17 protein-coding genes, 1 tRNA gene and 3 pseudogenes are annotated in these 23,466 nt (G+C 70.4%); 8 read left to right on the top strand and 13 right to left on the bottom strand.

Features of this window, described 5'->3' with window-relative positions; translation table 11 throughout:
• Nucleotides 1–82: 82 nt before the first annotated feature.
• The 8 genes from ACFY7C_RS23160 to ACFY7C_RS23125 form a co-directional block, all read right to left on the bottom strand.
• Nucleotides 83–1,174: an LCP family protein gene (locus tag ACFY7C_RS23160; protein ID WP_389653764.1), complete on the bottom strand. Its 1,092-nt coding sequence runs from the start codon at nucleotides 1,172–1,174 to the stop codon at nucleotides 83–85.
• Nucleotides 1,175–1,388: 214 nt separating this feature from the next.
• Nucleotides 1,389–3,419, bottom strand: coding sequence for a transcription termination factor Rho (gene rho, locus ACFY7C_RS23155; RefSeq protein ID WP_389653762.1), 2,031 nt, complete (start codon nucleotides 3,417–3,419; stop codon nucleotides 1,389–1,391).
• A 423-nt stretch (nucleotides 3,420–3,842) separates the two neighbouring features.
• Complete coding sequence (gene thrB / locus ACFY7C_RS23150; protein ID WP_389653760.1) at nucleotides 3,843–4,760, bottom strand: homoserine kinase; 918 nt, start codon at nucleotides 4,758–4,760, stop codon at nucleotides 3,843–3,845.
• 426 nt (nucleotides 4,761–5,186) lie between these two features.
• Nucleotides 5,187–6,257 carry a threonine synthase gene (gene thrC / locus ACFY7C_RS23145; RefSeq protein ID WP_389653758.1) on the bottom strand — a complete coding sequence of 357 codons (1,071 nt, stop codon included), beginning with the start codon at nucleotides 6,255–6,257 and terminating at the stop codon, nucleotides 5,187–5,189.
• Between the two features lie 6 nt (nucleotides 6,258–6,263).
• A complete protein-coding gene (locus ACFY7C_RS23140; RefSeq protein WP_389653756.1) occupies nucleotides 6,264–7,556 on the bottom strand; it encodes a homoserine dehydrogenase in 1,293 nt (430 codons plus the stop codon).
• Between the two features lie 170 nt (nucleotides 7,557–7,726).
• Entirely contained in the window at nucleotides 7,727–9,118 is a 1,392-nt protein-coding gene (lysA, locus tag ACFY7C_RS23135) for a diaminopimelate decarboxylase (protein WP_389653754.1), read from the bottom strand.
• Between the two features lie 12 nt (nucleotides 9,119–9,130).
• The gene (nrtL, locus tag ACFY7C_RS23130; protein ID WP_389653751.1) at nucleotides 9,131–10,174 is read right to left on the bottom strand and encodes an ArgS-related anticodon-binding protein NrtL; all 1,044 of its coding nucleotides are present in this window, start codon (nucleotides 10,172–10,174) and stop codon (nucleotides 9,131–9,133) included.
• A 263-nt stretch (nucleotides 10,175–10,437) separates the two neighbouring features.
• Nucleotides 10,438–10,935: a response regulator gene (locus ACFY7C_RS23125; protein WP_389653748.1), complete on the bottom strand. Its 498-nt coding sequence runs from the start codon at nucleotides 10,933–10,935 to the stop codon at nucleotides 10,438–10,440.
• Nucleotides 10,936–11,093: 158 nt separating this feature from the next.
• Here ACFY7C_RS23125 and ACFY7C_RS23120 point away from each other — a divergent pair.
• Nucleotides 11,094–11,165 (top strand) — tRNA-Arg (locus ACFY7C_RS23120).
• Between the two features lie 544 nt (nucleotides 11,166–11,709).
• Nucleotides 11,710–12,033 (top strand): annotated as a pseudogene (locus ACFY7C_RS23115) (XRE family transcriptional regulator); the annotation flags it as partial.
• Here the strand turns inward: ACFY7C_RS23115 and ACFY7C_RS23110 are convergent.
• Nucleotides 12,033–12,320, bottom strand: a pseudogene (locus tag ACFY7C_RS23110) (HD domain-containing protein); the annotation flags it as partial. The pseudogenes ACFY7C_RS23115 and ACFY7C_RS23110 overlap by 1 nt on opposite strands.
• Before the next feature lie 11 nt (nucleotides 12,321–12,331).
• Nucleotides 12,332–12,778, bottom strand: a complete 447-nt coding sequence (locus ACFY7C_RS23105; protein ID WP_389653744.1) for a GntR family transcriptional regulator — start codon at nucleotides 12,776–12,778, stop codon at nucleotides 12,332–12,334.
• Between the two features lie 614 nt (nucleotides 12,779–13,392).
• Between ACFY7C_RS23105 and ACFY7C_RS23100 the strand changes: the two genes are divergently transcribed.
• From ACFY7C_RS23100 to ACFY7C_RS23085, 4 genes and pseudogenes are all read left to right on the top strand, one after another.
• Nucleotides 13,393–14,166 (top strand): hypothetical protein, encoded by a 774-nt coding sequence (locus ACFY7C_RS23100; RefSeq protein ID WP_389653741.1) that lies wholly within the window; start codon nucleotides 13,393–13,395, stop codon nucleotides 14,164–14,166.
• Between the two features lie 845 nt (nucleotides 14,167–15,011).
• Nucleotides 15,012–15,230: pseudogene (locus tag ACFY7C_RS23095) on the top strand (DUF6980 family protein); the annotation flags it as partial.
• Nucleotides 15,231–15,523: 293 nt separating this feature from the next.
• On the top strand, nucleotides 15,524–15,913 hold the full coding sequence (locus ACFY7C_RS23090; RefSeq protein WP_389654508.1) for a hypothetical protein: 390 nt from the start codon (nucleotides 15,524–15,526) through the stop codon (nucleotides 15,911–15,913).
• A 449-nt stretch (nucleotides 15,914–16,362) separates the two neighbouring features.
• Entirely contained in the window at nucleotides 16,363–17,376 is a 1,014-nt protein-coding gene (locus ACFY7C_RS23085; RefSeq protein ID WP_389653738.1) for a DUF5954 family protein, read from the top strand.
• Nucleotides 17,377–17,403: 27 nt separating this feature from the next.
• Here the strand turns inward: ACFY7C_RS23085 and ACFY7C_RS23080 are convergent, their stop codons facing one another.
• The 3 genes from ACFY7C_RS23080 to ACFY7C_RS23070 all read right to left on the bottom strand — a co-directional run bounded on the left by ACFY7C_RS23080 (nucleotide 17,404) and on the right by ACFY7C_RS23070 (nucleotide 21,124).
• Nucleotides 17,404–18,939: a M4 family metallopeptidase gene (locus ACFY7C_RS23080; protein ID WP_389654473.1), complete on the bottom strand. Its 1,536-nt coding sequence runs from the start codon at nucleotides 18,937–18,939 to the stop codon at nucleotides 17,404–17,406.
• A gap of 309 nt (nucleotides 18,940–19,248) precedes the next feature.
• Nucleotides 19,249–20,007 (bottom strand): 4'-phosphopantetheinyl transferase family protein, encoded by a 759-nt coding sequence (locus ACFY7C_RS23075; protein ID WP_389653735.1) that lies wholly within the window; start codon nucleotides 20,005–20,007, stop codon nucleotides 19,249–19,251.
• Between the two features lie 79 nt (nucleotides 20,008–20,086).
• The gene (locus ACFY7C_RS23070) at nucleotides 20,087–21,124 is read right to left on the bottom strand and encodes a Ku protein (RefSeq protein ID WP_389653732.1); all 1,038 of its coding nucleotides are present in this window, start codon (nucleotides 21,122–21,124) and stop codon (nucleotides 20,087–20,089) included.
• 87 nt (nucleotides 21,125–21,211) lie between these two features.
• On the opposite strand from ACFY7C_RS23070, the gene ligD reads away from it, so the two are divergent.
• Nucleotides 21,212–22,096: a non-homologous end-joining DNA ligase gene (gene ligD / locus ACFY7C_RS23065; protein ID WP_389653729.1), complete on the top strand. Its 885-nt coding sequence runs from the start codon at nucleotides 21,212–21,214 to the stop codon at nucleotides 22,094–22,096.
• Nucleotides 22,093–23,133 carry a DNA ligase gene (locus ACFY7C_RS23060; protein WP_389653725.1) on the top strand — a complete coding sequence of 347 codons (1,041 nt, stop codon included), beginning with the start codon at nucleotides 22,093–22,095 and terminating at the stop codon, nucleotides 23,131–23,133. Before ligD ends, ACFY7C_RS23060 begins: the two co-directional genes overlap by 4 nt.
• Nucleotides 23,134–23,466 lie beyond the last annotated feature (333 nt).

Below are 23,466 nucleotides of genomic sequence, written 5' to 3'. Positions count from 1 at the left end.
TCCCAAAACCGGGGTCGGGCCGGAACTATTCCTGACCGTTCTCGGGCAGCACGGGGGCCCGGCACGGTCCGGAAGACACGGCCTAGCGGACCACGCCGTCGGCCTTGCCGGTGGCCGCGTCCTTGGTGGCGGACGCGGGGATCGGCCGGTCGGCCTTGAGGGCCTTCCAGACCTGCCGTCCCTGGGCCTCGAGGGGCACGACCCGGTTGGGGTCGAGGGGGTCGTACTCGACCGGGAGCGTGATCATGTGGACGTCGTCGGCGCCGAGCCCGGACAGGCCCTTGGCGAAGCTCATGAGCTCGTCGACGCTGTCGAGCTCGGAGTCGGGCGTGATGGCCTTGGTGGCGGTGTCGGCGAGGTCGAGCAGCGTCTTGGGGTTCGCCAGGACGCCGACGCTCTTCACCTGGTCGATGAAGGCCTTCATGAAGGCCTGCTGGAGCTGGATGCGGCCGAGGTCGCTGCCGTCGCCGACGCTCTTGCGGGTGCGGACCAGGCCGAGGGACTGCTCGCCGTCGAGGGTGTGGGTGCCGGGGGCGAGGTCGAGGTGGCTCTTGGAGTCCTCGATGGCCCGGGTGGTGGTGATCCGGACCCCCCCGAGCTCGTCGATGAGTCTGGTGAAGCCGGTGAAGTCGACCTCGATGTAGTGGTCCATGCGGATGCCGGACATCGCCTCGACGGTCTTGACGGCGCAGGCGGGGCCGCCGGCCTCGAAGGCCGTGTTGAACATGGCCCGGTGCTCGGCGGGGACGGTCGCGCCCTTGCGGTCGGTGCACTGCGGGCGTTCGACGAGGGTGTCGCGCGGGACGGAGACCACGGAGGCCTTCTTGTGGCCCTCGTAGACGTGGACGACCATCGCGGTGTCGGAGCGGGCGGCGCCCTCGTCCCTGCCGTACGCGCCGTTGGCGCCGGAGCGGGAGTCGGAGCCGAGGACGAGGATGTCCATCGAGCCGTTGTCGACGTCCTCGGGGCGGTCCTTGCCGAGCTGGCCGTTGATGTCGACGCCCTGGAGGTTGCCGTTGAGGTGGTAGTAGACGTAGCCGAGTCCGCAGCCGCCGACGAGGACGAGCGCGGCGGCGCCCCAGGCGGCGAAGGCCGCCGCGCGGCGTCGCTTGGCGGGCGCCTTGCGGCGGCGGCCGGTGGCCCGTATTCGGCCGCTTCGTGTCTGCTCGGTCATCTCTTCCCTCAGCCCTGTGGTTCACCTTGTGTGACGGCGAAACAGCCGAAAGGGTTGCATACGCGCCTGTGGGGTTTCGGTGAGCGACGGCCGGAAACACGACCGCGCCCACCGTGCGGGGCACGGTGGGCGCGGTCGTTCACGCAGGTCACGGCAGGGTCACGGGGCTGGTCCCGGCCCCCGGCCGTGTGACCGACGTCTCGGCGGGACGACGTCAGTCGTTGTTGGCGCCGGGCGTGGTCTTCTGGATCTGGAGCAGGAACTCGGCGTTCGACTTGGTCTGCTTCATCTTGTCGAGCAGCAGCTCGATCGCCTGCTGCTGGTCGAGCGCGTGCAGCACCCGGCGCAGCTTCCAGGTGATGGAGAGCTCGTCGCTGCCGAGGAGGATCTCCTCCTTGCGCGTACCCGAGGCGTCGACGTCGACGGCCGGGAAGATGCGCTTGTCGGCGAGCTTCCGGTCGAGCTTGAGCTCCATGTTGCCGGTGCCCTTGAACTCCTCGAAGATCACCTCGTCCATGCGCGAGCCGGTGTCGACCAGCGCGGTGGCCAGGATGGTCAGCGAGCCGCCGTCCTCGATGTTGCGCGCGGCACCGAAGAAGCGCTTCGGCGGGTAGAGCGCGGTCGAGTCGACACCACCGGACAGGATGCGGCCGGAGGCGGGCGCCGCGAGGTTGTACGCGCGGCCCAGGCGGGTGATGGAGTCCAGCAGGACGACCACGTCGTGACCCAGCTCCACGAGGCGCTTGGCGCGCTCGATGGCCAGCTCGGCGACGGTGGTGTGGTCCTCGGCCGGGCGGTCGAAGGTCGAGGAGATGACCTCGCCCTTGACCGACCGCTGCATGTCGGTGACCTCTTCCGGACGCTCGTCGACCAGGACGACCATCAGGTGGCACTCGGGGTTGTTGTGGGTGATCGCGTTGGCGATCGCCTGCATGATCATGGTCTTGCCGGTCTTCGGCGGGGCCACGATCAGACCGCGCTGGCCCTTGCCGATCGGCGACACGAGGTCGATGATCCGCGTGGTCAGCACGCCCGGGTCGCTCTCCAGACGCAGGCGGTCCTGCGGGTAGAGCGGGGTGAGCTTGTTGAACTCGGGGCGGCCGCGGCCGGACTCCGGCGCCATGCCGTTGACCGAGTCGAGGCGCACCAGCGCGTTGAACTTCTCGCGGCGCTCGCCGTCCTTCGGCTGGCGCACGGCACCGGTGACGTGGTCACCCTTGCGCAGGCCGCTCTTGCGGACCTGGGCGAGGGAGACGTACACGTCGTTCGGGCCGGGCAGGTAGCCGGAGGTCCGGATGAACGCGTAGTTGTCGAGGATGTCGAGGATGCCCGCGACCGGGATCAGGACGTCGTCGTCGGAGACCTGCGGCTCGCCGCCGGCGAACTCGTCGCGGCCGCGACGGCCACGGCGGTCGCGGTAGCGCCCGCGCCGGCCGCGACGGCCGCCGGCCTCGTCGTCGTAGTCGTCCTGCGGACCGGCCTGCTGGCCCTGCGGCTGACCCTGGCTCTGGCCCTGGCCCTGGCGCTCCTTGCGCTGGCCGCCCTGGCCACCGCCCTGCTGGTCGTCGCCCTTGCCGCGGTCGCGCTGGCGGTCCCGGCGGTCGCGGCGCTCACCGCGCTCGCCCCGCTCACCACGGTCACGACGGCCACGGCCCTCGGCGGTGTCCGCGGCGGCCTCGGCCTTGGCGTCGGTCTGCGTGTCGGTCTTGGCCTCGGTACGGGTCTCGGGGCGGGCCTCGGTCTTGACGACCGTGGCGGCCTCGGCCTTGGCCTCGCCCTCCGGCGAACCGGCGGGGGCGGTGGCGCGACGGCGGCGGCGCTCGCCGGCCGGGGCGTCGTCGGAGGCCGGCTGACCCGGGATCTCGATCTGCTGCTGGGCGACCGGCTCGGCCTTCTCGGCCTTCGGCGCGGCCTCGGCGGCGGTCTCGCCCGTACGGGCCTTGGAGGTGGCGCGGCGCTTCGGCTTGGTCTCGGCGGCGTCGGCCGCCTTGGCGGGCGCGGCGGCGCCCCCTCCGGCCTGCGCCTCCTTGATGACCTCGATCAGCTGGCTCTTGCGCATACGCGCGGTGCCCCTGATGCCGAGGCCGGACGCGACCTGCTGCAGCTCGGCCAGGACCATGCCCTCGAGGCCGGTGCCGGAGCGGCGGCGCCGTGCGGTGGTGCCAGTGGCAGCACCTGCGGCGGGCGCGGCGGTGTCGACGCTGTTGTCGGCAGTCACGCCCATCAGATCGGTGGTGTCGCTCACGAAGGGTCCTTCCCTGGAGCGGACGTCGGCCATCTGGCTCGGCGACCGGTTGTGCTGTCCGACAGCGGTCCTGTCTTGGTGGACCGTGTCGGGGCGGTGGTCCCGCCGGGTACGGCGGAAGAGAGAAAACGTGCTGTGGGTCCGGCCCGAGCGCCCCCTGCTCGGCCCTCACCTGGAGAAGAGCGAGGGGTGTCGTGCCGGTTCCGGAGCGTGCTCGAAACTGCTCAGGCAGGCTGCTCAGGCAGTGGAGGAGGCTCCCGGAAGAATGGGTGGTCCCTGATGGGGACACTCAGCACCGCGCCACAAAGACGTCGGGTGCAGACTTGAGGTTAACACTACCGGCTCCAACAAACATTCCCCCTCTCCGTCACCGGCAATCCCGTGTCCGCGTGGTCCCCGGCCCGGGGACCACGCGGTCGCCCGTCAGGGCGCGAGCGGCAGGACGCTGGCCCCGGGTCCGTCGAGGTCGAGCCGGTTCGCGGCCCACCCCTCGCCCGCGAGCAGTGCGACCTTGTCGGCCGTTGCGTGTTCCGCCAGCGCAAGGACCGTGGGGCCCGCGCCGGAGATGACCGCGGGCACTCCGTCCGCCCGCAGCCGGTTCACAAGAGCGATGCTCTCGGGCATCGCGGGCGCCCGGTACTCCTGGTGCAGCCGGTCCTCGGTGGCCGCGAGCAGCAGCTCGGGGCGGCGGGTCAGGGCCTCGACGAGGAGGGCGGCACGGCCGGCGTTGGCCGCGGCGTCCACGTGCGGGACGGTGCGCGGGAGCAGTCCGCGGGCGGTCTCGGTCAGCACGGGCTTCCCGGGGACGAAAACCACCGGAACGATGGAATCCGAGGGGTCCATCCTGATCGCCCGGGCGGCGCCGCCCTCGGTCCAGGCGAGCGTGAAGCCGCCGAGCAGACAGGCGGCGACGTTGTCGGGGTGGCCCTCGATCTCGGTGGCCAGTTCCAGCAGGGCCGTCTCGTCGAGCCGGGCGTCGCCGCCTATGGTCACGGCGCGGGCGGCGACGATGCCGGCGCAGATGGCGGCGGAGGAGGAGCCGAGGCCGCGGCCGTGGGGGATGCGGTTGGCGCAAACGACCTCGAGGCCGCGCGGCTGTCCGCCGAGCAGGTCGAAGGCCGTGCGCATCGAGCGGATGAGGAGGTGGCTCTCGTCGCGCGGCAGGGTGTCGGCGCCCTCTCCGGCGATGTCGATGTGCAGCCCGGAGTCGGCGACCCGGACGACGACGTCGTCGTAGAGCCCCAGCGACAGGCCGAAGGCGTCGAAGCCCGGGCCGAGGTTGGCGCTGGTGGCGGGAACGCGCACCCGTACGGCGGCGGCGCGGAACGCGGGACCGGCCATCGCTCGATGACTCTCCTTGACTTGCGGGGACGTGCGGAGGAAGTGACGGGGGAAGTACGCGGGAACCCCAGGGCCGCTCGCGCCTCCGGCGCGACAACGGCAACACCACCGCGCATATGCGTCGGGGTGGGTTCGGTACAGCCTATCGAAGGAAGGTTCTGTGGCGACATAGGGCGCACAGGAGGCGCACGATGCGTGTCGCGCGCCAGCCTGTGCGCCTATGTCGGTTCCTGATCGGGTTTGACACCCGATCAGGAACCTGCGAAGCAGCCGCTTTCAGCCGTTTTTCCGGCCGGAATCGAGGCGGGCTTCAAGCCGGATTCGGGGTGGGCTTCAGGCCGGAGTCGGGGCGGGCTCCAGGCCGGCTTCCGGTCGGCCCCGGGCCTACCGTCAGACCGGCCTTCAAGCCGACCTTCGGCCCGACCCTCAGGCCAGTCCGAGCCGCTCGGCGGCAGCGGCGGCGTCGACCGGGACGGTGACCGGCTGCGGGGCGCCCGCGACGGCCCAGTCGGGGTCCTTGAGGCCGTTGCCGGTGACCGTACAGACGATGGTCTGGCCCGGGTCGACCTTGCCCTGCGCGGCGGCCTTCAGCAGGCCGGCCACCGACGCGGCCGAGGCCGGCTCGACGAAGACGCCCTCCTGCGCAGCCAACAGGCGGTAGGCCTGCAGGATCTCACGGTCCGTCACCTCGTCGATGAAGCCGCCCGACTCGTCGCGCGCGGCGAGCGCGTACTGCCAGGAGGCCGGGTTGCCGATCCGGATCGCGGTGGCGATGGTCGACGGGTCCTTGACCACCTCGCCGCGCACGAGCGGCGCGGAGCCGGAGGCCTGGAAGCCCCACATGCGCGGGGTGCGGCCGGCGATGCCGTCCGCGGCGTATTCCCGGTAGCCCTTCCAGTACGCCGTGATGTTGCCGGCGTTGCCGACCGGCAGGACGTGGATGTCGGGGGCGTCGCCGAGCATGTCCACGATCTCGAAGGCGGCGGTCTTCTGACCCTCGATACGGACCGGGTTCACCGAATTGACCAGCGCCACCGGGTAGTTCTCGGAAAGGCCGCGGGCCAGGGTGAGGCAGTCGTCGAAGTTGCCGTCGACCTGGAGGATCTTCGCGCCGTGCACGAGGGCCTGGCCCATCTTGCCGAGCGCGATCTTGCCCCGGGGAACGAGGACGGCGGACACCATGCCGGCCCGCACCGCGTACGCCGCGGCCGAGGCGGAGGTGTTGCCGGTGGAGGCGCAGATGACGGCCTGCGCGCCCTCCTCCTTGGCCTTGGAGATCGCCATGGTCATGCCCCGGTCCTTGAAGGAGCCGGTGGGGTTGGCGCCCTCCACCTTCAGGTGCACCTCGCAGCCCGTGCGCTCGGAGAGGACCTGGGCGGGGACGAGCGGCGTACCGCCCTCACGGAGCGTGACGACCGGCGTCGTGTCCGTGACCGGAAGGCGGTCCCGGTACTCCTCGATGATGCCGCGCCACTGGTGGGTGCCCTTGCTGGTCATGGGTCCTTACTCCCCTTCAACACGCATGATGCTGGCGACACCGCGCACGGTGTCGAGCTTGCGCAGCGCCTCGACGGTCCCGGAGAGGGCGGCGTCGGGCGCGCGGTGGGTGACGACGACGAGGGAGGCCTCGCCGTCCTTGCCCGTCTGACGGACGGTGTCGATCGACACGCCGTGCTCGGCGAAGACCGTCGCGACCTGGGCGAGGACGCCCGGCTTGTCGGCCACGTCGAGGCTGATGTGGTACCGCGTGACGACCTCGCCCATGGGGCTCACGGGCAGTCGGGTGTACGCGGACTCGCCGGGGCCCGTCGCCTCGTTGAGACGGTTGCGGCAGACGGCGACGAGGTCGCCGAGGACGGCGGACGCGGTCGGCGAGCCGCCCGCACCGGGTCCGTAGAACATGAGCCGTCCGGCTGCCTCCGCCTCGACGAAGACGGCGTTGTAGGCCTCGCGGACGGAGGCGAGCGGGTGGCTGAGCGGGATCATCGCGGGGTGCACGCGCGCGGTGACGGACTCGCCGTCGGCGGCCCGCTCGCAGATGGCGAGCAGCTTGATGGTGCAGCCCATCTGCCTGGCGGAGGCGAAGTCGCCCGCGGTGACCTCGGTCATGCCCTCGCGGTAGACGTCGTCGAGGCGCACCCGGGTGTGGAAGGCGATGCCGGCGAGGATGGCGGCCTTGGCGGCGGCGTCGAAGCCCTCGACGTCGGCGGTCGGGTCGGCCTCCGCGTACCCGAGGGCGGTGGCCTCGTCCAGGGCCTCGCTGTAGCCCGCCCCGGAGGTGTCCATCTTGTCCAGGATGAAGTTCGTCGTCCCGTTGACGATGCCCATCACCCGGTTGATCTTGTCGCCGGCGAGGGACTCGCGCAGCGGCCGGATGAGCGGGATGGCACCCGCGACCGCGGCCTCGTAGTAGAGGTCCTGCCCGTGCTGCTCGGCGGCGGCGTAGAGGGTCGCGCCGTCCTGGGCCAGCAGCGCCTTGTTCGCGGAGACGACGGAGGCGCCGTGCTCGAAGGCGGTGGTGATGAGGGTGCGGGCCGGCTCGATGCCACCGATGACCTCGACGACGACGTCGATGTCCCCGCGTTTGACGAGGGCGGTCGCGTCGGTGGTGATCAGCTCGGCGGGGACTCCCCCGCGGACCTTGTCGGGCCGGCGGACGGCCACGCCGGCGAGCTCGACCGGGGCGCCGATGCGCGCGGCGAGGTCGTCGGCGTGCGTCGTCATGATGCGCGCCACCTCTGAGCCGACCACTCCACAGCCCAGCAGCGCCACCTTCAGCGGACGCGTACGCATCATCCGACCTCGTTTCTCATACCTTCTGAGCCGTATTTCTACGGTCGTGTCCCTACGGTGGAACCAGTCTCACTCACCGGACGACCGTTTCCGGCCTTGGTCCGGATGGTGAGACATGAATTCCACCACTCGACTATTCCGGCAGGGGGCTCTTCCCTCGCCGGACTATTTCGTCACCCGACGTCCAGACGCAGGAGATCTTCCTCCGTCTCCCGTCGCACGATGACCCGCGCCTCGCCGTCCCGGACGGCGACGACCGGCGGCCGCAGCGCGTGGTTGTAGTTGCTGGCCATGGAGCGGCAGTACGCCCCGGTGGCCGGTACGGCGATCAGGTCGCCGGGCGCCACGTCGGCGGGCAGGAAGGCGTCCCGTACGACGATGTCACCACTCTCGCAGTGCTTGCCCACGACCCGCGAGAGCATCGGCTCGGCGTCACTGGTCCGGGAGACCAGGGCGACGCTGTACTCGGCGTCGTACAGGGCGGTGCGGATGTTGTCCGACATGCCGCCGTCGACGGAGACGTACGTCCGCAGCCCCTCCAGCGGCTTGACCGTGCCCACCTCGTAGAGGGTGAAGGCGGTCGGACCGACGATGGCGCGCCCGGGCTCGACGGAGATGCGCGGCGTGCGCAGCCCGGCGGACTCGCACTCCCGCGTCACGATCTCGGTCAGCGCCTTGGCGATGTGGTGCGGCTCGCGCGGATCGTCCTCGGAGGTGTACGCGATGCCGAGGCCGCCGCCGAGGTCGATCTCGGGCAGCTCCACCCCGTGCTCGTCGCGGACCTCGGCGAGCAGCTGGACGACGCGCCGCGCGGACACCTCGAAGCCGGCCATGTCGAAGATCTGCGAACCGATGTGGGAGTGGATCCCGATGAGCTCGAGCCCGTCGAGGGAGAGCGCCCGGCGGACCGCCTCCGCGGCCTGCCCGCCGGCCAGCGCGATGCCGAACTTCTGGTCCTCGTGGGCGGTGGCGATGAACTCGTGGGTGTGCGCCTCGACGCCGACGGTCACCCGGATCTGCACGCGCTGGCGCCTGCCGAGGGACTGGGCGATGTGGGCGACGCGGACGATCTCCTGGAAGGAGTCGAGCACGATCCGCCCGACCCCGGCGCTCACGGCCTTGTGGATCTCCTCCGTGGACTTGTTGTTCCCGTGGAAGGCGATCCGCTCGGCGGGCATGCCGGCGGAGAGCGCGGTGGTGAGCTCGCCGCCGGAGCAGACGTCGAGGTTGAGCCCCTCCTCCTTGAGCCAGCGCACGACGGCCCGGGAGAGGAACGCCTTGCCGGCGTAGAACACGTCCGCGTCGGCGCCGAAGGCGTCGGCCCAGGCGCGGCAGCGGGTCCGGAAGTCGTCCTCGTCGAGGAAGTAGGCGGGCGTCCCGAACTCCTCGGCGAGCTCGGTGACGCTCAGGCCGCCGACGGTGACCCGCCCCTGCTCGTCGCGCCGCACGGTCCGCGACCACACCTTGGGGTCGAGGCGGTTGAGGTCGGACGGCGGGGCGGAGTAGTGGCCCTCGGGCAGAACGTCGGCGTGGCGGGGCCCGGCGGGGTGTGCGGAACGGCTCATGGTCTGCGTCTTTCAGATCTGGTCGGGTGCGCTGATGCCGAGCAGGGAGAGGCCACCGGCGAGCACCGTCCCGGCGGCTTCGGCGAGCGCCAGCCGGGAGCGGTGGGCGGCCGAGGGTTTCTCGTCGCCGAGGGGCAGAACGGTGTGCTGGAACGCGAGGAGCGCGTCGGCGACGGCCTCCAGGTGCCGTGCGACCCGGTCGGGGGCGCGGTGGCGGGCGGCGGAGAGCAGGACGGCGGGGTGGTCGCCGAGGAGAGCGAGGAGCCGGGGCTCGTCGACGGGGTGGTCGTACGCGGAGTCGAACCCGAGCTGGGCGGCGTTACGGCTCAGGGTCCTGGCGCGGGCGTGGGCGTACCGAACGCGGAAGAGGGGGTTGCGCTCGTGCTGGTGGAGCAGTGCGTCGGTGAGCCTGGCGTGATCGTGCGCGGCGGCGGAGAGCAGCCCCCATCGGGCCGCGTCGACCCCGAAGCGCCGGTACAGCTCGCCGGCTTCGTACGGCACGGGCAGCGGGGTGATGGTGGTGGCGAGGCGGCCGCGGGCGTGCCCGACCTCGGTCCGCGCTCCGAGCAGGCCCCATTCGGGGTCGACAGCGTCCTCGCAGGCGACGCGCACGGGATGCCCCTGTGCGACGAGGAGCCGCCGCACGGCGTCGGCGGTCACCGCGGCCCGGACGTCGGCGCGATGCACCGGCTGTACGGGCTCGCCGCCGAGCGGCCGGTGCCCGTAGCGCGGACCGTCCCGCAGAACGGCCCGCACGAGGTCCTGCCGCAGGTCGGCCCGGAGGGTGAAGTTGAGGAAGCCGGGCCCGGTGATGTCGACGCGGTCGAGTCCCGGGTGCGGGAGGAGCCGCTCCACGAGGACGTCGGCGACCTGGCGCGGCGTCGCGTCGGCGGCCCGGGCGAGCACGAGCGCGACGTTGCTGGCGTAGTCCCCTCGACCGCCGCCCCCCGGCCGCTCGACATGCACCCGCTCGGGCACCTCGACGGCCAACGCACCCTCGTCGACCGCACGGCGCACGGCGTGCAGCACGGTGAGGGAGAGGTCCGCGGGGGTCACGGGACCAGCCTAGGCGAGGAGGGGGGGCCGAACGCGAACCGGTTTCGGCATGTGGGCGGTGGGGGGGGTGGGGGTGGGGCCGGGGCGGGCGCGGTCCTCGTCGGCGCGACGGGGCGGCTGCCGGGGCGGGTACGGTCCTCGTCGGCGGGACGGGGCGGCTGCCGGGGCGGGTGCGGTCCTCGTCGGCGGGACGGGGCGGCTGCCGGGGCGGGTACGGTCCTCGTCGGCGGGACGAGGCGGCTGCCGGGGCGGGTGCCGGGAGCCTACGAACCGCTGCGCGCGCCCGGCCGCCCCTGCCGCCCCTCCACCGTGGGCGTCGCGGGCACTGCGGGCGGCTCCTCACCGGCCTCTTGGCCGGCCGCCCCGTCGTCGTGATCCCCGCGCCGCTCCCGGTGCATGAGCTGCCGCACGACCCGCACGAGTTCGGTCGGCTCGAACGGCTTGGCAAGGAACGCGTCGACCCCGGCGGCTCCCCCGCCGTCCGTCGCGTACTCGGTGCAGGCGCTGATGAGCGCCACGGGCAGATGACTCGTCCGCGGATCCTCCCGCAACCGCGCGGCGGTCTTCAGACCGTCCAGCCGGGGCATGACGACATCGAGGGTGACGACATCAGGACGGACCTCATGTACGACATCCAGACACTCGGCACCATCGGCCGCGGTCACCACCTCGAACCCCTCGAGCTCGAGATTGACCCTGATCAGCTGGCGGATCACCCGGTTGTCATCGACAACCAACACCCGCCCGGACACCCCTGACACACGTCGAGAGTAGGTCGCGAGGAGGGACCGCGTCCGGCTTTTGCCCACTTCTGACCCGTGCGAGCGAACCCCCCTCCCGTCACGCGACGGAAATACCTGTTCACAGGCACCCTCCGCGAGCTGGTAGTGTTCTACCCGTCGCCGCCGAACGCGGCAACGCCCCCGTAGCTCAGGGGATAGAGCAACGGCCTCCGGAGCCGTGTGCGCAGGTTCGAATCCTGCCGGGGGCACTCGCCGGTCAGAGACCGAAAATCATGGTCTGACCAGTGCGGATGCCGACAGAAGAGGGCGGAAGTCAGTCTCACTGGCTCCCGCCCTCTCTTGCTGTCTCTCAGTGTTCGCGACCCACCTCCGACACACTCGTCAGTCCGTGTCGCTACCTCCGGACGACCACCCCATCGCCTTCTCGATCTTCCTGTTGTCGTCCTCCTCGCTGTTGTCGACCAGCCCCGCGTAGTGCCGGTCGATGGCCTCCGGGGAGGTCGCGAGCGGGGAGGAACTTGGGCGGCGGGAAGGTGTACTGCCGCGCTTCCATCCAGACCCTGTAGTAGGACGTCGACCCCACGAGACCACCACGCTCATTGTGGAAAACCCGACCGTCCGGGGCCGTCCCGAATTCCTTCAGATGCACCTGAAGCATGGTGACCAGCTCAGGAGGAGTAGGGAACGCCCGGTTCACGCCGGGGTCCCGCATCTTCAGTCCGCGTCAATCGTGCCTCTCCCCCGTGTCGGTCCATTTCGTACCGGACACGGGCCGCGTTTCCCGAAGGGTGATCACTCCACCGGGTCGTCAAGGAGAGCTCGGCCGCCGACGTCCGGATCCGGTTCATGCTCGGGGATCCCGAGTCCGCGGCTGTCCCCGTGCGCGGCGAGGACGAAGGGATCGGGGGCGCGATGGCCAGCAAGATTCGAAATGCGCTGGTCAACTACGCCCCATTGTTCGGGCTTCCGGGGATGGAGTTCCGGCTCCACTCCACCACGCTCTACAACTCAACCTACCGGTCTGACGACGAGATGCTCACCAATGGCCACCTGTACGGCGTCGGTGCCTACATGGCGCCTGTCCTGCACATCCAGCGGGTCCCTGGGGGTGAGCTGAACTCGCTCGCCAGCTCTTCCCGGAGTCCCCGCTCCTCCGCCGCCAGGAGCGCGCAGGAATGGTGCGCCACGAGCCGGACGACCCGCTCGTCGGCACCCTCCTGGTCGCGAAGGAAGCGAGCCCCGTCGAGCGGATGAAAGCCGGTTGTGGCATTGGAGGGGGCGTAGCCGACATCGTGCAGAACGGCGGCAGCCTCCAGCAGCTCGGCGTCCCGGCCGAGGATCGGGCTCAGGGAACGCGCCCGCCTGGCGACCCCAAGAGAGTGCGCCCACTCAGTAAGCCCCATGGATGGCAAGGCTATGACTCCTCTTTGGTGGTCGGAAGGGCGAGCACTGTGCGCCCCTTGCCGTGCACGGTCGCGAGCAGACCAGTGCCCTCCATCTGAGCCAGCGCGCGGCGCACCGCTGTCCGGGACACTCCGAAGCGCTCGCAGAGGTTCGCCTCTGACGGGAACCTGTCGCCGACGGCGAGGGAGTCCTCTGTGATGACGGCGATCAGGCGCTCCACAAGAGGCGGGATGGGATCTCGGGACACCCGCCAGCCGGCGCCCGGAACGGACGTGATCAGCTTCTCGGACTCCAGTGTGTTGAGCGCGCGACGGACCGTGTTGCGGGAGACGCCGTGGGCCTGCACGAGGGTGGCCTCTGACGGCAGGGGGCTGTCCTTGAGTTGCCCCTCCTCGATGTCTTTCCGCAGCGCGTCAGCGATGAGCAGATAGGTTCCGCGCGGGCTGGCCTCCGGCACGGCACTTCCTTCCACAAGCTTCGCTTGCTGCCAGAGGGTCGCACGTGCGGGACACGTCCGGGCGGGCTGGGCGGACCACTGGCCCTGCCCGCCGATCGGTCTTCACACGCAGCCGTCCGCTGGTTCCTTTTCGCAGATGAACGGCAGTGAACGCCACCGTGCGGCGCGACGGGCCCATGCCTTGAGGCTGTCGCGTGTGCGATCAGGTCGAACGAGGCGAACGCACGTCGAAACGCTACCGGGAAGTCGGACAGGTCTGGGACGATCCAGTGTCCCCATGGCCTCTGACCACGCGAAACACCGCATCGCGCACAGGTTGTTACTACCGATAATGTCGAGCTGTCCCGGACAAAAAACCCGGGTCGGTGGACATGGGTGCCCCCTCGTTGTCACGCTATTCCTGTTCCACCGAAGCAGGCTTGCAATTACAAGTCACTGAGCAAAGGGGGGTATCGGTGCAGCGGCACGGGAATCAAAGAATCAGCTCAAAGGCCGGTCCCTTGCAAACCTGGCTGCTGCGCGAGAAGCGACGCGCCGGACTTAGCTTTGGAGACCTTTCTGCATTGACATTCGTTTCGAAGTCTTCGCTGCATCGAGCTACGCAAGGATTCGAAATGCCCAGCCGACACACCTTCGAAGCGTTCGTCCGGGGCTGCGCATCGGATCCGAAGGCTGCCGAGCAGGAATGGCGCAACGCCAAGATACTAAAAGACTTCTTTGTGTTCAATTATGGCTCGACGCATCCCGAAGACATCACCAGTCACACGGAGCTACGCCTAGCTCTTGGGCGTCTGGTGAAGCAGAAAGGCTTGACTCTGCGGCGCATCGAAAAGCTGGCGGAGCAACGTAATGTCAAGTTGCGCCGAAGCACCTTGGGTGATGCGCTCAATGGACGTCAGAAGTTTAGCCGCCGGTCTGCGAGCGAGCTTGCGCGCATCTGCGGTGAGTCGGAAGCTTCTGTGCATAACTGGGATGAAGCGTGGAAGCGCGCCGAGCGTGACAGGAGAAGCCGGACCGGACATCTAGGTGGGATGCATAGGCTCCCCGCAGGCGCCCGACAGTACGTTGAGCTCGGCATAGAAGAGGTATTTCGCGTGTGCGAGCGATATGGCGTCCCGAGTGCAGAAATCGATATGCACATTCGCAGACAGACAGAACTGATACGCCACTCTGGAGTGCGAACCTTTTGGGGCGATCCTCCCGCACCTTGGAAGTCGTCAGTTTCAGGACCTGCCGGTGACGTATCAGATCGCATCGAAGAGGCCCTGAAGGGTGTTCTGGTAAAAAGAGCTGGCGTTCCTATGGATTGGTCACTATTGCGTAAGCTTACGAGTGCTGTACTTCACGAGCTACGTAATGATCGAGAAGTCGACGGAACATTGAAGTAGACGTGCCGGATTAAGAAAGACATGCTTTCAGGCGTAAAATACGCGCGCCTACTTGAGTGTGGGACTCAACCGGCCAGCGGTGTTTCGTTGAGAGCGGCGTAGTTTACCGGGCCAGGAGTCAGTACTGCATGAAAGACCTTCTCTGAGTTCTTCCTCTTGAGCGCTGCGAACTCGCTGTCAAATGAGGGCAGGGGGGCAGCTTGCCTTGACAATTCCATCGAGGCACCACTGGAAGAATAGGAGGGCGTGTGGTGGAAGGCCGGATCGGGCGGAAGGCGCGCAGCGATTGGACTTGGCCGGAAAGGTGGCAAGTCGCACTCGCTGCGGCAGGTCTGCTTGTAGCGGTTATCGCCATGGTGGGGCAGTTCGTCCACTAGGACGTCCACCGCGAACCCGTCGCGATCGGGGCTGCCTACGCAGCGAGCCCGGTCTCTTGCTGAGCGACCGGGCTCTCGAACTGCGCGGGGAGCCCGGCTCTGGCGGAGCTGGGCTCCCCGTTCCGTGTGAGGCGCACAGCACGTAGCCCAGGTCAGCTGTGCCCGTCGCGCGTGGGAGGCAAGGACGGAGGGGCGCGCACCCCCGACACACCAGGCCCCTCTAGCACCTCCTGACACCTTCCGCCGCAGGTCAAGAGGCCCACAGGGCCCAATACGCACAACCCTCCCGAGCCGTGTGCGCAGGTTCGAATCCTGCCGGGGGCACTTCGCAGGAAGTGCCAAAAGACCCCGTGATCAGCGGAAACGCTGAGGACGGGGTCTTGTCGTATGTGCGGGCGTGGGCCGCGCTGGGCCCAGAACGCCGAGCCGCCGTGATCGACCTGATGAGGACGGGGCCGCACTGTCCCCATGCGAGAGCACTGCTGCGAAGCGACGGGGCACCACGTCGAATGGGATTGCAGCGTCCATAGCGATCCGTTCGCGTGTCCTGACGCACTGGTTCGTTTCATGCCCAGGTACCAGGAGTACGGGCTGCTCATCCACGACGGCGGTTCGTCGTACGTGGAGCTTCTGTTCTGTCCTTGGTGCGGGCAGCGGCTGCCGGAGTCGCGGCGGGATCGATGGTTCGACGAGCTGGAAGCTCTTGGGATCGACCCCTGGGAGGACGATGTCCCCGAGGAGTTCTCAGCGATCGATGGCTCCGCGCCCAAGCTCAGCCGGGCGGCGAGCGTTCCCGCGGGTCACTCCTGGCCGCGGCGGAGCCTGGCCACCGGTTGGGGCCGGGCTTGCGTGGAGAGCACTCGCTCCGGGGCCGCACCGCTGTCAGTGTCGGCGTCTACCTTTCGCCTAGGTTTCCGCGACCGGTTGAGGGGGCCTCCGGCCCTTACGACGCGGGGTATCTGCCTCGCGTGGAGATGCGCATGCACGCGGAGAAGGCCATCACCGAGCCCGTCGCCAAGCTGGGCGGCGATCCCGCGTGGCTGGAGGAGCCCTGCCGGCCTCTGCATCCCCGCACGGGTGAGCCACTCGACTTCATCGCGCAGATCCCGGTCCCCGTCGGGCCCGCCGACGGGTTCCGCATGGCGTATCTGTTTCTGTCTTACGAGGACTACGAGACGGGTGGCATGGACCCGGAAGACGGGGAGGCCGTGCTGGTGATCCAGCTCGGCGGACGAATTCCCGCCTTCGCCACGGTCGGGCCGGCCGGGACCAGGGGCCGTTCGCTCTTCGCGTTCGACGCCGAGGACGAGAAGGTGCCGGTGGAGTTCCGGATCGAGACGCGGCCGGTCCCGGAAGAGCAGGAGCGTTAGCTGGAGAAGCACGGGTCCTTCGATGTCGAGAACTACATCGGAGCCAGAGCCGACCATCGGATGTGGACCGAAGTCGATGCACCGTGGCGCTTCTTCTTCTCCTTGGTCTGCACCGGCGACACCGGGCCGTACTTCCTCAACTTCGCCCATGGCGCGGGCTGCGCCTATCTGAGCTCCGACGGACGGCTTGGAAGGTCGCTTCGGCTGGGAGGCTGCCTAGACTGCGACGCTCCCTCCCTCCCCGTTCCGTCTCGGGGCACTGACGGCCGGCAGTGTCCGCGCCCCTGCCGCATCCGGGTCGTGGGGTCCCTGGCCGTGGGGCGGCTCTCCGACCTACAGCGCAACTCGGCCGGGACACCGACGTCCGGGCTCTCCCGGGGCATCCCAACAAAGAGGGAAGTTTCCTTGGCTTCTCTCCACGAGGCGGTCTCCGGCGCAACAATGCGCGCATGGCTGATGACTGGAAGCGACGACTCGATCGGCTGGGGCGGGATCTGGCGGTCGGTGGTGATCCCGTCGCGTGGGTGAGTGAGGTCGATGCCGTGGAGGCGTCGGTGCGGTATCCGTCGCTCGCGGTGCGGGGGGCGTTGTTCGGGGTGGCGGTGGAGCGGCGGGGGGAGGGGGTCTGGCGGATGGCGATTCCGTTGCGGGACGGGATGCCGCAGGGGGCGCGGGACAGTCTGAACTCGATGCTGTGGTTCCGGGCGAAGGACGACACCGACGATCCCGCGGTGCGGCGGGCGTTGCTCGCCGCGGTGGCGGTGCTCGAGCGGGAGCCCGTCGACGAGGTGGAGGTGCTCGACGAGCGGTACCGGATCGTCCGGGGGGACGAGCTCGCGCGGTGCGGGCCCGAGGGGCTGGAGCCGCCGCGGCCGACGGATGTGGAGCCGTTGGAGCGGAGTTGGGAGCGGCCGCACCGGTACGAGACGCCGGACGACGGCTTCGTACTCGATCCGCACCGGGAGACGGGCCCGATGACGGAGGCGCTGCGGCTGGGGCTGCGCGGCTTCGACTACTCCGGGGACCGCTATCCCGCCGACGTACGCGCGGACTCCCGGCGCGCGGTCCGGACGCACCCGGAGATCGCCCTGCTGCCCGTCACCTTCGGGGTCGTCGAGAAGAAGGGCGCGACCTGGCGGCCCCAGGGGTCCCTGCTGCCGACTCCGCACGACGCCCGGCGGTTCCTGTACGACTCGCTGACCGAACTGTGGCCGCTCATCCATCAGCTGGACGACGAGACGCGGCAGCGGTACGCGAAGGCCGCGAAAGGGTTCCGGGCGGCCGGGCGGGACGACGAACTCGTCATGGACGACCGCCTGTTCCGGATCTGCCGGATCGAGCGCCTGGTCCGGTTCGGTCCCGACGGCCCGGAGACGCCCCGCCCTTCGGACGTGGACGACTACGGGCCGATGAAGATGCACCCCACCATGGACGAGAACGGTGAGGTGCACTTCGAGGAGTGAGCGAGGAGTGAGTCCCGCGTACGGCGGTTACTTCACGTTGACCGCGGCCCAGGCCGCGTTCACCGCCGCGTACTCCGTGCTGCCCGCGCCGTAGAGGTCCGTGGCCGCCGAGAGGGTGGCGGTGCGGGCGCCGGCGTAGGTGGTGGAGGAGGTCATGTAGGTGGTCAGGGCCTTGTACCAGATCTTGTAGGCCTTCTGGCGGCCGATGCCGGTGAGGGTGGAGCCGTCGTAGGTCGGGGAGCTGTGGACGACGCCGTTGATGGTCTTCGTGCCGCTGCCCTCGGACAGCAGGTAGAAGAAGTGGTTGGCCGGGCCCGAGGAGTAGTGGACGTCGAGGCGGCCGAGGCCGCTGGACCAGTAGTCCGCGGAGTTGCCGTCCTTGCTGGGCTTGTCCATGTAGCGGAGCGGGGTGCCGTTGCCGCGGATGTCGATCTTCTCGCCGATGAGGTAGTCGCCGGCGTCGGAGGAGTTGGCGGCGTAGAACTCGACCGAGGTGCCGAGGATGTCGGAGGTGGCCTCGTTCAGGCCGCCCGACTCGCGGCTGTAGCGCAGGCCGGCGGTGGCGGAGGTCAGGCCGTGGGTCATCTCGTGGCCGGCGACGTCGAGGGAGGTCAGCGGCTTGGCGTTGCCCGCGCCGTCGCCGTACGTCATGCAGAAGCACTGGTCGGACCAGAAGGCGTTGACGTACGCGTTGCCGTAGTGGACGCGCGAGTAGGCGGCGACGCCGTCGCCGCGGATGCCGTTGCGGCCGAGCTCGTTCTTGTAGAAGTCCCAGGTGACGGCGGCGCCGTAGTGGGCATCGGCGGCGGCGGTCTCGCGGTTGGTCGCGAGGCCGTTGCCCCAGACGTCGGTGGAGTTGGTGAAGAGGGTGCCGGTGCCGCTGGTGGCGCCCTTCAGGTCGTACGTCTTGTGGCCGCCGCGCGCGGTGTCGGTCAGGCTGAACGAGGGGGCCGTGCCGAGCGTGACCTGGCCGCTGTACTGGGTGTTGCCGACGCCCGTCTCGATGGCCTCGAAGGAGTAGAGCTCCTTGCCGGTGGCGGCGTCGGTGATGACGTGCCGCTCGCTCGGCGTGCCGTCGTGCTGGGTGCCGGTGACGACCTTCTCCCAGGCGAGGACGGGCTTGCCGGTGGCGGCCCAGATCACCTTGCGGGCGTTGTCGCCGGCCGCCTCCGCGGCCGCGGAGGCGGCGGGGCCGGTGGCCGGGGTGGCGGTCGCCACGGATATGCGGGCCTGGGTCGCCTTCGTGGTGGAGCGGGCACCGTTCTTCTTCTGGTGCACGACGAGGTCGCCGCCGAGGACCGGCAGGCCGTCGTAGGTGCGCTCGTAGCGGGTGTGGACGGTGCCGTCCGCGTCCTTGACGACGTCCCGGACGACCAGCTTCTCCTGGCCGGTCAGGCCGATGGCCTTGGCGGTGGCGGCGGCTCCTGCCTGGGCCTCCTGGATGGCGGCGGCGCGCTGGGGGCCGCTCAGCACGAGCGCGGTCGCACCGGCCTCGCGCTGGCCCTTCTGGGCGCTCTGGGCATCGGCGTTGGCGGATCCGGTCTGGAGTCCGACGACGACCATGGCGGCCGATGCGATCAGCGCGGCGGTACGGGCGGTGGTACGAGCGGCGGTACGGCGGTGCGCGGACTGCTGGTGCGAGGACTGCTGGCGGGTCACGCGGGCTCCTTCGCTGTTACGCGTGGGGGATCTGTGTGGGGGGTGGTGCGGGAGCGAGCGTGCCAGCGAGCAGCCCTGATTGACAGGTATGCAACAAGGATTTGACCATCAGTTGTCCGAAGGGCGGCCAACTCCGTCCGTTATACGGGGAGCTGACCGCCCTGAGGGTCATACAGGGGTCGGATAGGGAGGGGGCAGGGGTGCCCTCGCCCGTCAGGCCGTAAGGGTGCCGCCGCGGAGCGTCTCGTGGGAGAGGTGGCGCAGGACCGGCGGTTCGGTGGTGGCGTGGGGGGAGCGCAGGGCGACGGCGCCGTGGTGGGCCGGGCCGCAGGGCAGGTCGTGCAGGGTCCAGCCGGCCGGATGACGACGCTCGCCCGCGGGCCCCGTCCCCGTGCCGTCGCCGCCGAGGTCGTCCAGGGTCGTACCGCGGCCGAGGCCCGTGCCCAGGCCCTTCAGGTACGCCTCCTTGCGCGCCCAGATCCGGCCGAACGCGGCGGCCCGCCGCCCCGGCTCCTCCTCGGCCTCGATGTCCGCGCGCTCCCGGGGATGGAGGACGGACAGCAGGTCCGCCACGGTCTCCGGCGCGGGCCGCAGTTCGACGTCGGCGCCGACCGGGACCGGAGCCGTCGCGATCAGGACCATGCCGCGGGTGTGCGAGAGGGAGAAGTGCAGCGGCGGCGGCGCGGAGGCCTCACCGCCGGGTACGGCGAGGGCCGGACGGCCGTGGGGCGCGCCGCAGCACGGGCACGGCTCACGGGTGAAGACCAGGTCCTCGGGGCGTTCGCCGAGCAGGCCGCCGAGTACGGTGCGCAGCGCGACGTGCGCCGCGGTGTAGAGGACGCGGTCGACGGACCGTACGAACGCGGCGGCCCGTTCGCGCTCCCGCGCGTCCAGGAGCGTCGTGTCGAGACCGGCGGCGAACGCGGCCTCGGGGGTCTCGTCGAGCTCCAGAAGCCAGACCTCGGCCTGCATCGTTCGGTGTCCTCCAGGGTGCGGCAGCAGCCTCGACCGTACCCGGGGCCTCATCTCCCTGTCAGGCCCAACAGACCGGTCAGGCGGAGCGCTTGCGTGCCGCCGTCTTCTTCGCCGGCTGCTTCTTCGCGGCCTGCTTCTTCTCCGCCTGCTTCTTCTCCGTCGTCTTCGCCGCCGACTTGGCGGTCTTCGCCGTCGTCTTACGGGCCGGTGCCGCCGCGGCCTTCTTGGCCGCCGTCCGCGCCGTGGACTTCTTCGCGCCCGTCTCCTTCGGCGCCGTCGTCCCCGTCGCCGCCTTCTTCCTCGGCCGGAGCTCGGTGACCTCCGCCGGCTCGCCCCGGGCCTCCTTCGCCGCGCGCACGCTGCTCTCCAGGGCCGCCATCAGGTCGATCACCTGACCGCCGCCGCGCGTCTCGGGCTCCGCGGGGGCCAGGCCCGCGCCGCCCTCCGCCTTCGCGGCGATCATCTCCTCGACGGCCTCCCGGTAGTCGTCGTGCAGGGTGCTGATGTCGACCTCCCCGAGCGTGGACATCAGGGCGTCCGCCAGGTCGAGTTCGGCCTCCCGCACCGTCACCGGGGTCTCGGGCGCCACGCCCTCCGGAGCGCGGATCTCGTCCGGCCAGAGCAGTCCGTGCATGGCGATCACGTCGTCCACGACCCGCAGCATGCCGAGCCGCTCGCGCCCGCGCAGGGCGTACTTCGCCACGGCCACCTTGTCGCTGCGCTTCAGGGCCTCGCGCAGCAGGGTGTACGGCTTGGCGGCCGGCACTCCGTTGGCGGAGAGGTAGTACGCGGCGTCCATCTGGAGCGGGTCGATCTCGGCGGCCGGCACGAAGGCCACGATCTCGATCGTCTTCGCCGTGGGGAGCGGCAGGGCGGCCAGGTCCTCGTCGGTGATCGGGATCATGGTCCCGTCCGCGTCCTCGTACGCCTTGCCGATGTCCGCCTGGGCGACCTCGGCGCCGTCGAGCTCGCACACCTTCTTGTAGCGAATCCGGCCGCCGTCCTCGGCGTGGATCTGGCGGAAGGAGACCGACCGGCTCTCCGTGGCGTTGACCAGCTTGATCGGGATGCTGACGAGCCCGAAAGATATGGCCCCGTTCCAGATGGATCGCACGGTTCATCCCCTTCCATGACTTATATGCTCTTTGTACTGAATGTTTCTTTCACACCGTATGGGCGGGAATCGTGGGATTCTCATCGTATGACGCCCATCACAGAGGTGGCGGGGCGGCGCTTGGCGCTCAGCAACCTGGACAAGGTCATCCACCCTGCCTCCGGCACCACCAAGGGCGAGCTGCTGCACTACTACGCCACGGTCGAGGCCGTGATCCTGCCGCACCTGCACGACCGCCCGGTCTCCTTCCTGCGCTATCCGGACGGTCCGGACGGGCAGCTCTTCTTCACCAAGAACCCTCCGCCCGGCACGCCCGCCTGGGTGAACACCGCCCCGATGCCCCGCTCCGAGGACCCCGGCGCCCGGCAGGTGGTGATCCAGGACCTGGCGTCGCTGATGTGGGCGGCGAACCTGGTCGTCGAGTTCCACACCCACCAGTGGCGGGCCACCACCCCCGCCGTCGCCGACCGACTGGTCCTCGACCTCGATCCGGGGCCGCCCGCGACCGTCGTCGAGTGCTGCCGGGTCGCCCTCCACCTGCGGGAACGGCTCGCGGCCGACGGTCTCACGGCGTACGCGAAGACCTCCGGCTCCAAGGGTCTGCACCTGCTCGTCCCTCTGGAGCCGACCCCGTCCGAAGAGGTCTCCGCCTACGCCCGCCGGCTCGCGGTCGACGCGGAGGCGGAGCTTCCGCGCCTGGTGGTGCACCGGATGGCCAAGCATCTGCGTCCCGGCAAGGTCTTCGTCGACCACAGCCAGAACGCCGCCGCGAAGACCACGGCCACCCCCTACACCCTGCGCGCCCGCCGGCTCCCGGCCGTCTCCGCGCCGGTCGCCTGGGAGGAGGTGGAGAGCTGCACGAGCCCCGAGACGCTCGTGCTGCTCATGGACGACATCGCGCCCCGCCTGGAGGACTACGGCGACCTGCTCGCCCCGCTCTTCGACCCGGGCGCCGCGGGAGCCCTGCCATGAGCCCGGACCGGCCGCCGGGTACCGGCCCCGACCCCGCTCCCGGCCCCGGCGCGGGCGCGGGCGCGGGCGCGAACACGGGCGCCGGTGCCGGCCCGGGGGCCGGCGTCGTGCTCCGTCCGCCGGTCGAGGTGATGCGACCGAAGGCCGCGGACGAGCTCCCGCGACAGGGCAGCGTCCCCGGCGGCCTGCAGTACTCCCTCAAGCTCGACGGCTTCCGCGCCCTCGCCTTCGTCCTCGACGACGGCCAGGTCTTCCTCCAGTCCAGGAACCGGCGCGACCTGGCGCGCGAGTTCCCCGGCATCGCCGCGTACCTGGGCGACCGACTGCCCGCGGGGATCGTCCTGGACGGCGAGCTGTGCGCGTACCGCGAGGGGCGGGTGAGCTTCACCGACCTGCTCCGCACGCACCGGGAGCGCGAGCGGGCCGGCGTCCCCGTCTCGTACATCGCCTTCGACCTGCTCGCCCTGCCCGGCCACGATCTGCGGGGCCGGCCGCTGCGGGAGCGGTGGGAGCTGCTCGGCGCCGCCCTCGCCGACACCGGGCCACCGCTGCAGCGGGTGCTCGCCACCGACGACGAGGAGACCGCCCGGGACTGGTTCGGCGCGCTGCGGGAGGCGGGTGTCGAGGGGGTCGTGGCCAAGGCGTGGAACTCGACCTACCGGCCGGGACGCACCTGGTCCTGGCGCAAGATCCGGCACGCGGACACCCATGACGCCCTGCTCGTGGGGGTGTTCGGGCCGCCGGACCGGCCGCACGCCGTGCTCGCCCGCCTGCCGGACGGCCGTACGCTGCGGACCACACCGCGCCTGACGGGGAATCAGGCCCGCGAGGTGGCCGAGCTGACGGCTGGGCTCCTCGCGGAGCGGCCGGTGAACGACCCGGAGCACGGGGCGGTCCGGCCGGTCGACCGTCAACTGCCCGTGGAACTGCGGCTGATCGTCGGCCGTCAGGACACCGCCCGGTTCGTACGCGTACGGGAGACGGACCCGCCACCGGCGCACCCGGACGAGGGCCAGGGTCCGGCACCCGAGCTCTGACCCGGGACCCACCCGAAGATCCGGGCCGCCCCGGACCCCGAGCCCTGACCCGGGACCCACCCGAAGATCCGGGCCGCCCCGGACCCCGAGCTCCGACCCGGGAGCCACCCGAAGATCCGGCCCGCCCCGGACCCCGAGCTCCGACCCGGCCCCGGAAACGGAAAACCCGACCCGGACCCCACCCCGTACCCGCGCCCCGGCTCGTTCCCGGCCGGGAACGAGCCCGGCGGCCGAATATCGACTCACCCGCCCCTCCGTTCCGTTCCGGACAAACTCCCCGGACGGCCGTGGCGGGCCCCCCGCCCGCCGCGTCGTCACGCAACAGTGCCGGTC

This window comes from Streptomyces sp. NPDC012769, assembly GCF_042901205.1.
Lineage (GTDB): Bacteria > Actinomycetota > Actinomycetes > Streptomycetales > Streptomycetaceae > Streptomyces.
The sequence above is the reverse complement of the archived record's forward strand: the minus strand, read 5'-3'. Positions and strand labels throughout refer to the sequence as shown.